Genomic DNA, 13789 nt, shown 5'->3' on the forward strand with positions numbered 1-13789 from the left:
GCTCCTTTCCTCAAAACACTACTTGTCGCCGTTAAATTGATCTGCGTGAAACGAAGCCGCTTTAAATTCCGTTAGTTGTTCGACTTGCTCTGAGTATTTGGCCAAGGTTGGATATTGGTTTGGATCAATAACGCCAGGGTTCATCTGCTGCGTAAAATACCAAGCGCAAGCGGTGGTAATACCGGTTTGACGGATGTTATCGCTACGGCCAGCTAAGGTATTGCGGCTCGCTTCCTGCTCTAGTAACCGATAACAGTCGGTTAATTGACTGCGGACGCGATCAATCCACGGCTGGTGTCGCTTTTCTTCTGGGCGCAGCATTTGTTCATAAACCAATTGCACACTCTTTTCACAGGCTGTTAAGGCCAAGCCAACAATCCTCAGGGCGAGCTGATATTCGCTCATGCTATGGGGCATTAACGAGCGATTGTTCGTGCTGACGGTGTCGAGGTAACTGAGAATCAACGTCGAGTCCATTAGCGCCTGACCCTCATCGCAAATCAATGTGGGCGCTTTGACAGCGGGGTTTATGGCTTGGAAGCGATCAAAATCGCGAAACACCGAGAGCGCTTGGTGGTCAAATTCAATGTCGAGTAATTGCATCGAGATCGCCACGCGGCGAACAAAAGGCGAGTCGAGCATGCCGATAAGTTTCATCATAATGTCCTGACTTATTTGGGGGGCGTTGCGGCTTTCATAACCTGACCAAGCATAGCCAATAATGCGTCGTGGTAAGCCTCATGTTTGAGATTACCAATCAATGGGGCCAGCTCGTCGCCCACAGGCGTAAAGCGGTAATAACGAAGTTTTAGCTTTTTGACCGAAGGCGTAAAGCTGTGTAAATCGCCGGTTAGGCGGATTTGGTAGTCTTGCTTGGGGTTTAATGGACTGGTTTCTAAATCGCTACTAAATAGCAGGCCATGTTCCATTAACCACAAAATGCTGGAATAGGGTAAGCCGTATTGATTGAGGTTTAAATTATGCGATTCGGCATCGCCGAAAAATCCGCGGGACAGGTAGTGGCAGCCAAACAATATTTTGCAGGAGCGATCGCCAGGGGTGCGGCTATGAAGCGCTACAGCCTGCTGAAATAATTGAGCATCTTTGCGCGTCATTTCGCTTAATGTGCGCAAGCTTCGAATACTAAAGCTACCGCTACTACTGGCTTCTTTGGCAAAAATGCTAGCCCATAATGCTTGCATGTCGGTGTTGGCACTTTTCTCTGCCAGCTCCAAAAAGTTATCCAGCCAATCGGCATCGAGAGGGGTGTCGGTGGCGGTGTTCTCTATCAGCCGCAAGCCTTTTGCCAAAATGCTTTCGAGGTTTTTTTGTTGCCGGAGCAAGCGTTGTTGTTGACGTTTTTGCAGTCGTTGCTGGGCTGTTGTTCCGGTAATCGATAATGAAACGCCAGCCTGTTGTAATGCTGCGCGAGCACCTGCAGATGCGCTGCTTGGGTGAGGTTCCTTGGCCATTCCCTTTCTCCATGGCGAGATCTGTCCACAGCATGACGAATGTTCAGCGGGGCTGCAAGTTTGACCCGCCCAAACGTTAGTTACCGTTGAGCTGCCTAAGTCGATGTATTTTGAACAAAACGGCGCTAAATGAATCATACTGATAACAAATAGCGGGTAACGGGTGAACATATGCGTTGGTTGTTGATGGTCGTGCTGGTGAGCGTGTCATGGGGAAGTTTGGCGGGGAAAATCGTGGTGCGAAAAAGCTCCGATCCGGAATTTGACGTGTGGGCGATGAAGCAAGAATTAATTCAGCAAAATGCTTGGAACGAAGCGCTGCGTCAACAACAAGTCCTCAACTGGGTGTACTCCATTCCGCCCGGCTGTTTAGCGCATGCCGCGCCCTATCGCTACTACGCCTGTAATAATCAATATTGGCGCCCGTACACTCATCAGGGCCAGAACATGTACATCCAGATCGATCCGCCGACGGTGCCGCCAACTCAACCCAAAGACAAGCCGAAAGTTGAACATCACTAGCAAAAGTGTACGAGCTAGCCTTGGATGCTTGATAGGAGGCAGTGACGGATTGATTTTTATCGCGAAAGCTAAAATATTCATCTTTATTTTCGGCTAGTTAGGTGAAAAATAGCCAGTTGTTGCCTACGCTGTTTGGAGAACAATTTTCAAAGGACTGTGCTAGGCATGCGTTTGTCGACGGACTCTTTTCAAAGCCGCATTGTATTTTGGTTAGCGGTACCAATTTTATTTATTGTCGTGGTGCTCGATGGCTTAGATATTTACTTTGAGCATCAGCGTGCCTCACAAGCGCAACAACGCCATTTGCAAGCCATCACCGAAGATGTTGCCAGTCAGCTTGGCGACCAACTTCGCCTCACCATGCTAACGACTAAATCGGTTGTGCGTTTTCTCGAATTACAGGGCGACAGCATTACCGAAGAGAAAGTCACTCAACTGCTTTACTGGCAACTGCAAAACAACGAATTGATTTTCGGTGCGGCGATCGCCTTTATGCCCAATAGTTTGCCGGGACGAACCCTCTATAGCCCTTATGTGCACCGTACCGACACGGACCAAACGCGTTTCATGGATATTGCCCAAGACGGCTACGATTATCGCGATGGCCAACATGACTGGTGGACGCTGCCGGTTCAAATGGAACGCGAAATCTGGACGGCGCCTTACCTAGATGAAGGTGCGGGCGATGTTGTCATGACGACGTTTTCGGTGCCGTTTTATTGGCAAGGGAAAGTGGCTGGTGTAGTCACCGCTGATGTGTCGCTGCCGACCATTGCCTCTCATTTAACCCGTCATGAAGAACAATTGTTGATCCTCGATCGCCAAGGCAAGTTGATTAACAGCTCCGGCATCACCGACTTACCTGAGCAGAACTTTACCGATCTCATTGCACAAGATGAACGAGCCCTAAGTCTTACGAATAGCCTGCTAAATGGGCAATCGGGTATGACGCGGGTTGAGACTGCCTCCGGGCCTCAGACGATAGCTTATGTGCCGGTCACGGGCATTCAGTGGCATGTGGCTATGTTAACGCCTGAAATTGCTTTTTTCTCGTTGGCCAATCAGCGCTTCTGGCAGGACTTATTAGAACTGCTGCTGTTGGGGATTGTGACTATTGCCATTGGTGTCTGGATCAGCCGTCGCTTGACCCGACCGTTAGTGCGATTGCAAGACACGATTAGTGAAGTGGCGACGGGGAACTGGCAAGTACAACTGGACGCGGCCGGGCCTCGGGAAATTCGCGCGGTTGTTCGTAGTGTCAGCCAAATGGCCAAGGCGCTTCGCTTAAAAGATCAGGCCATGCGCACCGAGCGTGGCGAGCGATTTGCTGAATTGATTGATTCACTTGGTTACCGCGCTATTTATGTGGCGTTTGATCGTGACGGAAAAATTGTGCAGGTGAGTCGTTCCGCTTATCGGATCTTGGGAGTTGAACCAGCGGACTTGATGGCCAACTTGCTTGAGCGGCTGGCCGATCATCCTGCCAACGAACCTCACCGACAAGCCTTGCAATTGTTGTTTCAAGGTGACGAGTTCAATGATTCAGAAGTGAAGCAAGTAACGCTCAAACATCGCACTGGCCGAGAAGTACGCTTTGACGTTGCCATGCATGCCTGTGAGGATCGCAATAGCAACATTGTGGCAGAAGTGCTGTATACCGATGTCACCGAAAAAATGTCTATTTCTGAATGGTATCAGGCGGTTATTGAAACGTCTCCGGATGCATTGCTGATGGTTAATGAGCATGGCGCTATTACCTATGCAAATGCTAAGACCCGAGAACTATTCGGCTATGACGCCCAAGAGTTGGTGGGTGAGCTGGTTGAAATACTCATACCTGAGCGTTTTCGCAAGGGCCACCCCGGCCAGCGCAGTGGCTTTTTCCATCAACCGGTAACGCGTGAAATGGGCGAAGGGCTAAGTTTGTTTGCCCGCCGCAAATCGGGCGATGAGTTTCCCGTCGAAGTGAAATTGAGTTTGTTGCCGCAGGCGCAAGAGTTCGGCCAGCAGCAAACCCAAACTGCCGTTGCTATTTTGCGCGACGTGACAGAAAAGGTAGAAGCCAAGCGCCTGCTAGAGCAAAGTGAATCGCGCTTTCGAACCATGGTGGCCAATGTGCCGGGCGTCATTTATCGCTGCTTGTTGGATGATGACTGGACCATGGTGTACATCAGTGAGCACGTTGAGGATATTTCCGGCTATCCGGCGAGCGATTTTATCAACAACCGACAACGTACTTTTGAAAGTATTATCCACCCCGAAGATAGCCCTTTTGTGGCGTTGGAAGTGGAAGATAAAATCAGCCGAAAAGAGCCCTACAGTTTGCAGTACCGTATTCTCGATAGCAGTGGCAACGAACGCTGGCTTTTTGAAAAAGGTCGGGCGGTGTATGAAGGTGACAAAGCCGTATACCTAGATGGAGCCATCAACGAGATCACCGAGCACAAATTGGCGCAACGTAAACTACGTGAGTCGCAACAACTGCTGTTTAACATCACCAATTCGTTGCCCGGCACCGTTTTTCAATTACAGGAAGTGGATGAACGGCGTTATCGCTTTAATTTCGTCAGCATTGGCAGCCTCAGCACCTTGGGCTTACCACAAGAAACCCTCGAGAACAGTTTTGACAGTTTTATCGCGCTGCTTCAAACCGATGATCGCGAGCTTATGATCAACGAGCTGATGGAAAGCAAGTCGTTCCGTCAGCCTATTTCCATGAAGCTGCATATCACCTCGCCTAGCGGTCAACGCTTGTGGATTGAGTGGATCGCCATGCCAACATTCCGTGACGGAGAAGCGGCAGAATGGAATGGTTACATTCAAAACATTAGCGATCGGGTCAAAGCCGAGGAAGACCGCGCCCGCAGCGAAGCGCATTTTAAAGCCCTGTTCAGCAATGCAGGGATCGGCATGACCAACATCGATGAACGCGGCAATCTACTCAATTGTAATGAACGGTTCACTGAATTCAGCGGTTATGGCGTGGATCAACTGCTTCGCATGCACTTGTTAGAGCTGGTTCACCCAAGCCAGCATAGCGAATGCAATGCGTTGATTAAGTCGCTGCTGGCTGGTGAACAAGAACGACTAGATGCAGAGCTACAATTTGTCACTGCGAGTAGTGAAGTGCGCTGGGGCGATGTGAACCTGACGACTTTGCCATCGACGGAAAAAGGCGATGTCGTGGCGGTAATGACGGTGGATGACATTACTGAGCAAAAAGAAATGTCGCAGCAATTGCAGTTGGCGACTCAAGAAGCCCGCTCTGCCAATAAAGCTAAAAGTGAATTCTTGGCCAACATGAGCCATGAAATCAGAACGCCAATGAATGCCATAATCGGCATGTCTCACCTTTGCCTCCAGACCGACTTGAACCCCAAGCAGCATAACTACGTCCGTAAAATAGAAAACGCTTCCAATGCACTGTTGAGCATTATCAATGACATTCTGGACTTCTCTAAAATTGAAGCCGGTAAGCTCGAGCTTGAGATCATCGACTTTAAGTTAGAAGACGTGTTGGAGCGCATTAGCGATATGTTTGGGCCACAAGCTCAGGACAAAAACATTGAGCTGTTGTTTGAAGTGGACCGCGATGTGCCAACAGCGATGCGAGGTGATCCGCTTCGACTCGGTCAAATCCTAACGAATTTGTTTAGTAATGCGCTCAAGTTCACCAAGCAAGGCGAGATTATCCTTAAAGTCGCGGCCGTCAAATCTAGCGATGGCGAGTTCATGGTCAAGTTTATGGTGCGCGATACCGGCATTGGTATGACCCAAGAGCAAACCGCTAAATTGTTCAAAAGCTTTAGTCAGGCCGATAGTTCAACCACTCGGAAATACGGCGGAACAGGGCTTGGTTTAGCCATTTGCCGACGACTCTGCCACCTCATGGAAGGAGATATCTGGGTTGAGAGTCAGCAAGGTCGCGGTAGTGATTTTATTTTCACAGCAACTTTCGGCGCATCAGAAGGGGTCACGCCGCGCGGCACACCGAGCCCACAATTGCTTGATAAACATGTGTTATTGGTGGATGACAATGCCCATACTTTAGAAGTGTTAGAAGCTGTTTTGAGTAATTTTGGCTTCCAAGTCACCACCGCACGCAATGGCACCGAAGCCTTAGCGCTGTACCAAAGTAATGATATCGATTTGGTGCTGCTCGATTGGCAAATGCCTGGCATGGATGGTGTGCAAGTGGCCGAAAAACTCATCGCGATGGAGGCCGATGAGCCACCACGTATCGTGATGATTACCGCCTACGGCAACGATGAATTAGATGACCAGCTCCGGGCACTGCAATTGAATATTGTGTTGCATAAGCCCATTAGCCCATCGTCGTTGCTCGACGGCATTATGGAAGCATTTGGCGAACGCTTGGATGAGCCGTCCGATGACATCGACCTTGATAATTTACAGGTTGATCCGTCGGAGCTGGCAGCCAAAAAACTGCTACTTGCCGAAGACAATCATGTCAATCAAGAAGTCGCCATTGAAATTCTATCTGAGCTGGGCTTTGTTAACGTCACTGCGGTTGATAATGGCGAAGCAGCCATTAATGCCCTTAAGGCTAAAGATTACGACTTAGTCTTGATGGACTGCCAAATGCCCGTGATGGATGGGTACGCCGCGACCCGCGCAATTCGAAAACAACAGCAATGGCAAAGTTTACCCGTGTTGGCGATGACCGCCAATGCCATGGCTGGCGATCGTGAAAAATGCTTGGCAGCCGGTATGGATGACCATATCACTAAACCGATCGATGTCAGCCGATTGCAGCAAGCCTTGCACCGCTGGTTGAAAATTACCGGCCAACGAATCGAGCGCAGCCCGGAGCAAACCAATTGGCCTTCACACGCTGAGCTGAACGTCGACTTGGCCCTGCAACGTGTCCAGGGTAGTGCCAAGATATATCGTAAATTGCTGCTACGCTTTGTGCAGCACCATCAGCATTTTGTTGATGAATTCAATGCGTTGATTAGCTCTGAGCAATTACCTGATGCCGAGCGTTTAGCTCATACCTTTAAAGGGTTGTGTGGCAGCATTGGCTGCGAGGGTTTGCAAGCCCAAGCACAACAGTTTGAGTCCTTGGTGTTAAGCGAGCCGCAGCAAGCGGCGGCGCAGTCGCAAGCGATCAAGGAATCTTTGCAAAGCATCTGTGACAGCATTGAAAAATGGCAGTTGGCGCAAGGTGACTCGGCGGCTAAAGCAACTAAAAAAGGGCCGCCACCAACGGAGCAGCTCCACCAGTTACTTCACTTGCTGAATGATAGTGATGCTGATGCTGTGGACTTAGCCGAGCGGCTCGCCGAACAGTATCCGGATGATAAATGGCAAGCTTTAATTAGCTCGATACACAATTACGACTTTGAGGAAGCAGAAACTCAGCTTCGACAAGCGTTTGAACTACCCGCCGATAATTCATAGAAAAAGCGGCGTAGCAGGAGACAAGCATGGCAGCAGCTGCAAAACAAACCGTGTTAGTGGTTGATGACACCCCTGAAAACTTGGATGTTATTGCCGGAATTCTGAAAGAAAATTACAAGATCCGGGTCGCAACCAATGGGGCTAAAGCGCTAAAACTGGCCGACAGTGCATCGCAACCCGACATTATCTTGCTCGATATTATGATGCCAGAAATGGATGGCTACGAAGTTTGCCAAGCGCTGAAGAAGAATCCACGTACGGCTCGAATCCCGGTGATTTTTGTGACCGCCAAAGGCGAAGTCTCTGATGAAGCCAAAGGATTTGAGTTGGGCGCTGTTGATTACATCACGAAACCGGTCAGTCCGCCGCTGGTGTTAGCGCGTGTCAAAACTCAACTCGCGCTTTATGATCAAGAACGCTATCTCGATGCCCTTGTTGCCGAGCGAACCAAAGCACTTGAAGGGACACGGTTACAAATTATTCGCCGGCTTGGGCGTGCTGCTGAATTTAAAGATAATGAAACGGGCATGCATGTTGTTCGCATGAGTCATTATTCTCGAATTATTGCCGAATCGATGGGCATGCCTGAAGATTATTGCGATCTCATTCTGCAGAGCGCGCCGATGCATGATATTGGCAAAATTGGTATTCCTGACAATGTGATGCTGAAACCCGGTCGATTAACGGATGAGGAGTGGGTCATCATGCGTACTCACCCATCCATTGGCGCCATGATCATTGGCGATCATGATTCTGAATTACTCAAAATGGCCAAGGTGATTGCACTTAACCATCACGAGAAATGGGATGGTTCGGGTTATCCCAACGGTGTTGCTGGCACGGATATACCGATTGAAGCTCGCATTGTAGCGATTGCTGATGTATTTGATGCGCTCACTACGGCACGACCTTATAAAGATGCGTGGCCGGTTGAAAAAGCCGTTGATGTGATTAAGCAAGATGCGGGCTCTCACTTCGATCCTGAATTGGTTGATGTGTTTGTTAGAGAGCTGCCGAAGGTGCTTGAAATTAAAGAGAAGTATGCGGAAACCACCGAATCTATCGATCAACAAGAACAACGTATCGTGATCACCGAAAATTTGCCATAAGTCAGGTGGACATCAATCACTCAGGCAATAAAAAAGCCAACTGCAAGGTTGGCTTTTTTGTGAGCGTAGGCTGGCTTAACTATCAGCTTGGTTGTGTTGGATGTTTGGTGACATCAAACACCAGCGGCTTAAGCTAAAGAGTCCTGCAGTGGCGGCACAACCTGCTTCTTACGGCTCATGATGCCATCAATCCAGACTCGGCCATCTACGGTGGCTGCACCGTAAGCTTTCTCGGTCAGATCGTCGTTGTCACTAACAACCAGAAGCTCAGAGCCTTCTTTCATGATGTCGGTCAGCAGTAAGATCACGCTGTGGCGTTCGCCTTCGGCTTTAACCGCGGCAATGTCTGCTTGCAACTCATCTTTCATGTTGTCGAACAACGCCAGATCGATTACTTCTAGTTGGCCGATGCCAACCTTGTTACCGCCCATGTTGAAGTCTTTAAAGTCACGCATGACTAGCTCGCGAACCGGTGTGCCTTCTACCGCAGACTTCACTTTGAACATTTCCATGCCAAGCGCTAAGTGATCATCAATGCCTGCAATTTCTGCGAGGGCTTCTACACACTTAATATCCGCGGTGGTGCACGTTGGCGATTTAAAGATCACGGTATCGCTTAAAATGGCGCACATGAGTGCTCCTGCGATGTTGACTGGAATCTCAACTTGATGGAAGTCGTACATCATCTTAATGATGGTGCCGGTACAACCAACTGGACGGATCCAACACTCAAGCGGTGTGGAAGTGGTGATATCGCCAAGTTTGTGGTGATCGATGATGCCTAAAATGGTGGCGTCATCAATATCATCTGGGCCTTGAATACGATCGGAGTGATCAACAATATAAAGCTCTTCGCCAGCGTAGCTTAACTTCAATTCAGGCTGTTCGAAGCCAAACTTATCCAGAATATACAGGGTTTCTGGGGATAGCTCGCCCAACCGGGCTGCGACAGTCTCTTCACCTAAGGTGGTTTTTAAATAGGATAATGCAATGGCTGAACAGATAGAGTCTGAATCAGGTACCTTGTGTCCTACGGCATATGCAGGCATGAATGGTCTCTCCTGGCTGAGAAATGAATTTATTAGATTCTACACAAGCCGTGTAGTGATGAGGTCGACTTCGAATCACAGTGGCGAACAGCAAACATCGCACCGGAGTCTTCGCCTATTTCGTAGTTGAATGGAGTCGCACTTGCTGGCGTTTAGATGACGAGATAGTTGTCATCAGAGTTCTTTGCCAGCAGTAACATCGTTCAGGCTTGTATAGCTTTCTTTAGCAGAATTTCGTTCGTTTTGTCGCAGCATTATAGCTGCGACAAAAGCGAATACCAGTCACTCATCAACTGAATGGAAACATTTATTCGGCAAAGTCGCGCATGAACTCTTCAGCCTTGCGCACCATGTCTGGCGAACCAACAAAGAAAGGCACGCGCTGGTGCAATTCTGTTGGTTTGATATCCATCACCCGGCGATAACCGTCCGATGCCACGCCGCCTGCTTGCTCGGCCAAGAATGCAATTGGGTTGCACTCGTACAACAAACGTAGTTTACCTTTTGGTGCCGATTCAGTGGTTGGGTAAATGTAAATGCCGCCCTTGAGCAGGTTACGGTGGTAGTCAGATACCAACGAACCAATGTAACGCGAGGTGTAAGGGCGATTGGTTTCTTCGTCACGCTCCTGACAGTATTTGATGTACTTTTTAACGCCTGTTGGGAATTTGATGTAGTTCCCTTCGTTAATGGAGTAAATGCTGCCGGTTTCTGGAATTCTCATGTTCGGATGCGATAAAGCAAACACACCCAAGCTAGGATCATAAGTGAAACCATTTACGCCATTACCTGTGGTGTAAACCAACATGGTTGATGAACCGTAAATGACATAACCTGCGGCAACTTGGTTGTGGCCTGGCTGTAAGAAGTCTTCTTCGGTAACCGGAGAGCCCGCTGGTGTAACGCGGCGGAAAATCGAGAAAATAGTACCTACAGACACGTTGACTTCAATGTTTGAAGAGCCATCGAGAGGGTCCATCAGTACAACGTACTTGGCGTTCTCACTGCGGTTATCATCAAAAGCAACGAACTCATCTTCTTCTTCAGATGCAATACCACAAACTTGGCCACGAGCAGAAAGCGCCGCTTTAAATTTGTCGTTGGCAAAAACATCCAGTTTTTGCTGCGCTTCGCCCTGAACATTTTCAACGCCCGCGGCGCCAATAATGTCCGGAGACAGACCCGCGCGGTTGATTTCGCGGTTTACAATTTTTGCAGCTAATCGGATTGCACTAATGAGTGAGGAAAGTTCACCGGTTGCGTGAGGAAATGCGTGTTGTTGCTGAACGATGAATTCGCCCAGCGTAGTCATGCCTGCCATAGCGGACACCTCCTTTTAAATTCGAGTTATACCAATGCCATAGTATGAATTTTTTTTACAGGTAAAATGAAAAAAAATTACACGATCAGGCCAATAGTTGCGCCTCAGGTCAATCGCTTTTGGACCACCAATGTGGCTTAAGGTTTGTTGCCTTGACGGACTTGGCGATTCTATTGCTCGTTACTGAGTGTCGCTGTCGCCTAGGCTTTGGTAAACTCAACGGTTATCTGGTCGTTGTTTACCGCTTTCGCGGTCACTTTCTCGAGTCGTGTTTACTATGCACATTCATATTTTAGGAATTTGCGGCACCTTCATGGGTGGCGTTGCCGCACTGGCAAAGGCCTTGGGCCACCAAGTAACCGGCTCTGATGCCAATGTTTACCCGCCGATGTCAACGCAGCTTGAAGCGCTCGGCATAGAGCTCACGCAAGGATATGCGCCTGAGCAGCTCGATCCCAAACCTGATGTGGTGGTGATCGGCAATGCCATGTCGCGCGGCAATCCTGCTGTGGAAGCGGTACTTGAGCAAGGCATTCCATTTATGTCTGGACCCGAGTGGTTGCACCGTTACTTACTACAAGATCGCTGGGTGCTGGCCGTGGCTGGTACACATGGCAAAACAACGACGTCATCAATGCTGGCTTGGATTCTTGAATATGCCGATCTCAAGCCCGGATTTCTAATTGGTGGTATTCCGCAGAACTTTGGCGTTTCTGCGCGCTTGGGCGATTCGCCATTTTTTGTGGTCGAAGCCGACGAATATGACTCTGCCTTTTTTGATAAACGCTCTAAGTTTGTTCACTACCATCCGCGCACGTTGATTTTAAATAATCTTGAGTTTGATCATGCCGACATCTTTGATGATCTTGCTGCGATTGAGCGTCAATTTCACCATCTCATTCGAACTGTTCCGGGCCAAGGGCGCATTGTTTATCCGCAGCAAGAAGAAGCGCTTGAACGAGTGCTAGCACAAGGCTGTTGGAGCGAAACAGAAGCGCTGGGCGATGGGCAAGACTGGCAATACCGTTTAGAGCAGGCCGATGGCGCTGTTTTTTCTGTTGCTCATCAGGGCCAATGGTCTGAGCCACTGCACTGGAACTTATTGGGTGAGCACAACGTACAAAACGCGGTCATGGCCATTGCTGCCGCGCGCCATGTGGGAGTGACGCCTGAAGTGAGTTTGGCGGCATTGGCTGAATACATTAATACCAAGCGCCGCTTGGAGTTGCGGGGCGAGGTGAATCGTATCAAGGTTTACGATGACTTTGCCCATCACCCAACCGCCATTAAAACGACGGTAGCGGGCTTGGCCAACCATATGACAGGTGGGCGTTTAATTGCCGTGCTGGAGCCTCGTTCAAACACCATGAAAATGGGTTGTCATCAACAAACATTGGCGGCAAGTTTGCAACAGGCCAATGTGGTGGCGTTATTCCAACCGCCGGGTTTGCAATGGTCGGTTGATTCACTCTTAGCTGAGCAGCAAAGTGGCTTTGTGTGTGATGATGTGGACAAGCTCGTAGCCCAGTTGGTTGCGTTAGCTGAGCCGAGCGACCAAATTCTGGTGATGAGTAATGGTAGTTTTGGCGGCATTCATGACAAGCTGCTGGCAGCGCTTTCGGAGCGTCATCCATGATTTATTCTGGCCAAATTACGCTGGCATTGACCGGTGCGTCCGGAGCCCCTTATGCGTTGCGATTATTGCAATGTTTATTGGCGGCAGACCGGCAAGTTTTTGTGTTGATGTCGAGTGCCGCGCGGGTGGTGCTGGCTACCGAAAATGATCTGAAAATACCAGCCTCTCCTGATGCGGCTACTGAGTTTTTGAGCGACTATTTCAGCGCGAAACCAGAACAGCTACAGGTCTTTGGCAAAGAACAATGGTTTTCGCCGGTGGCTTCCGGCTCGGCAGCACCCAAGCAAATGGTGGTATGCCCGTGCTCAACTGGCTCCTTGGCTGCCATTGCAACAGGGATGAGCGACAACCTGATTGAGCGCGCCGCCGATGTTGTTATTAAAGAGCGCGGCCAATTAATTTTGGTGCCGCGAGAAACGCCGTTTTCGGCAATTCACCTCGAACACATGCTGTCGTTGGCTAAATTGGGCGTCACAATTATGCCCGCTGCGCCGGGGTTTTATCAGAACCCTCAATCGGTGAATGATCTGGTTGATTTCATTGTTGCCCGATTACTCGACCATTTGCAGATCCCACAGCAACTAATGCCGCGTTGGGGCTATCAGCACAACGACTGAGCCTTGGGCTAGTCTGATGAAATAAATTTCCAAAAGTTAAGAGCAATTAAGATGATTGAACACAAAGTTGAAGAACTAATTAGTGCCGATGACATTCAAGCCCGAGTGAAAGAGTTGGGTGAAGAAATAAGCACTTACTATGCTGGCAGCGAACACCTTATTTTGGTTGGCCTGCTGCGTGGTTCGGTAATTTTTATGGCGGATTTGGCGCGGGCCATTGATCAGCCTGTGACATTGGATTTTATGACGGTCTCCAGTTACGGCAGCGCTATGAGCTCATCTCGTGATGTCAAAGTTCTGAAAGATTTAGACGAAGACATTGAAGGCGCAGATATCTTGCTCATTGAAGATATTGTCGATTCCGGTCATACCCTTAGCAAAGTCTTGGCGATGTTGGCGTTGCGGAATCCTCGCTCGATGAAGATTTGCACTTTGTTAGATAAACCATCTGGCCGTGAAGTTGACGTCAACGCCAAGTGGGTTGGTTTTGAAGTGCCAGATACCTTTGTTGTGGGCTACGGCATCGATTACAGCCAGCGTTATCGCAACCTACCTTACTTGGGCAAAGTCGTACCGGTTTAATACTGTATCGATCAAGCTCGTGGTCGAGCCCATATTCTATTTAGAAGTAGCGAATTT

10 protein-coding genes are annotated in these 13789 nt (G+C 49.1%); 6 read left to right on the forward strand and 4 right to left on the reverse strand.

All coding sequences use genetic code 11. The features are described from left to right. Positions 1-18: 18 nt before the first annotated feature. Positions 19-660, reverse strand: a complete 642-nt coding sequence (locus K0504_RS08550) for a glutathione S-transferase (RefSeq protein ID WP_220103763.1) — start codon at positions 658-660, stop codon at positions 19-21. Positions 661-671: 11 nt separating this feature from the next. Continuing rightward, a complete protein-coding gene (locus tag K0504_RS08555) occupies positions 672-1472 on the reverse strand; it encodes a TIGR03899 family protein (protein ID WP_220103764.1) in 801 nt (266 codons plus the stop codon). Positions 1473-1643: 171 nt separating this feature from the next. On the opposite strand from K0504_RS08555, the gene K0504_RS08560 reads away from it, so the two are divergent. The 3 genes from K0504_RS08560 (at position 1644) to K0504_RS08570 (ending at position 8527) form a co-directional block, all read left to right on the forward strand. Beyond that, positions 1644-1994 (forward strand): hypothetical protein, encoded by a 351-nt coding sequence (locus K0504_RS08560; RefSeq protein WP_220103765.1) that lies wholly within the window; start codon positions 1644-1646, stop codon positions 1992-1994. A gap of 165 nt (positions 1995-2159) precedes the next feature. Continuing rightward, positions 2160-7418, forward strand: coding sequence for a PAS domain S-box protein (locus K0504_RS08565; RefSeq protein WP_220103766.1), 5259 nt, complete (start codon positions 2160-2162; stop codon positions 7416-7418). Positions 7419-7444: 26 nt separating this feature from the next. Then, on the forward strand, positions 7445-8527 hold the full coding sequence (locus tag K0504_RS08570; protein WP_220103767.1) for a response regulator: 1083 nt from the start codon (positions 7445-7447) through the stop codon (positions 8525-8527). A gap of 128 nt (positions 8528-8655) precedes the next feature. Here K0504_RS08570 and K0504_RS08575 read toward each other — a convergent pair whose 3' ends face one another. Then, complete coding sequence (locus tag K0504_RS08575; protein WP_220103768.1) at positions 8656-9576, reverse strand: manganese-dependent inorganic pyrophosphatase; 921 nt, start codon at positions 9574-9576, stop codon at positions 8656-8658. Positions 9577-9883: 307 nt separating this feature from the next. Next, the gene (gene fbp / locus K0504_RS08580; RefSeq protein ID WP_220103827.1) at positions 9884-10888 is read right to left on the reverse strand and encodes a class 1 fructose-bisphosphatase; all 1005 of its coding nucleotides are present in this window, start codon (positions 10886-10888) and stop codon (positions 9884-9886) included. A 286-nt stretch (positions 10889-11174) separates the two neighbouring features. Here fbp and mpl point away from each other — a divergent pair, with 286 nt between their 5' ends. The 3 genes from mpl to hpt are packed head-to-tail and all read left to right on the forward strand — an operon-like array spanning position 11175 to position 13732. After that, positions 11175-12533, forward strand: a complete 1359-nt coding sequence (mpl, locus tag K0504_RS08585; RefSeq protein WP_220103769.1) for a UDP-N-acetylmuramate:L-alanyl-gamma-D-glutamyl-meso-diaminopimelate ligase — start codon at positions 11175-11177, stop codon at positions 12531-12533. Continuing rightward, positions 12530-13150, forward strand: coding sequence for a flavin prenyltransferase UbiX (locus K0504_RS08590; RefSeq protein ID WP_220103770.1), 621 nt, complete (start codon positions 12530-12532; stop codon positions 13148-13150). Before mpl ends, K0504_RS08590 begins: the two co-directional genes overlap by 4 nt. A 54-nt stretch (positions 13151-13204) precedes the next feature. Next, a complete protein-coding gene (gene hpt / locus K0504_RS08595) occupies positions 13205-13732 on the forward strand; it encodes a hypoxanthine phosphoribosyltransferase (protein WP_220103828.1) in 528 nt (175 codons plus the stop codon). The last annotated feature ends 57 nt before the right edge of the window (positions 13733-13789 follow it).

The sequence above is a fragment of the Neiella holothuriorum genome, from assembly GCF_019457915.1.
In the GTDB taxonomy this organism is placed as follows: domain Bacteria; phylum Pseudomonadota; class Gammaproteobacteria; order Enterobacterales; family Neiellaceae; genus Neiella; species Neiella holothuriorum.

Coding starts and splice junctions, on each gene's coding strand:
- K0504_RS08550 (WP_220103763.1), bottom strand. CDS start 660: ATGATGAAACTTATCGGCATGCTCGACTCGCCTTTTGTTCGCCGCGTG.
- K0504_RS08555 (WP_220103764.1), bottom strand. CDS start 1,472: ATGGCCAAGGAACCTCACCCAAGCAGCGCATCTGCAGGTGCTCGCGCA.
- K0504_RS08560 (WP_220103765.1), top strand. CDS start 1,644: ATGCGTTGGTTGTTGATGGTCGTGCTGGTGAGCGTGTCATGGGGAAGT.
- K0504_RS08565 (WP_220103766.1), top strand. CDS start 2,160: ATGCGTTTGTCGACGGACTCTTTTCAAAGCCGCATTGTATTTTGGTTA.
- K0504_RS08570 (WP_220103767.1), top strand. CDS start 7,445: ATGGCAGCAGCTGCAAAACAAACCGTGTTAGTGGTTGATGACACCCCT.
- K0504_RS08575 (WP_220103768.1), bottom strand. CDS start 9,576: ATGCCTGCATATGCCGTAGGACACAAGGTACCTGATTCAGACTCTATC.
- fbp (WP_220103827.1), bottom strand. CDS start 10,888: ATGACTACGCTGGGCGAATTCATCGTTCAGCAACAACACGCATTTCCT.
- mpl (WP_220103769.1), top strand. CDS start 11,175: ATGCACATTCATATTTTAGGAATTTGCGGCACCTTCATGGGTGGCGTT.
- K0504_RS08590 (WP_220103770.1), top strand. CDS start 12,530: ATGATTTATTCTGGCCAAATTACGCTGGCATTGACCGGTGCGTCCGGA.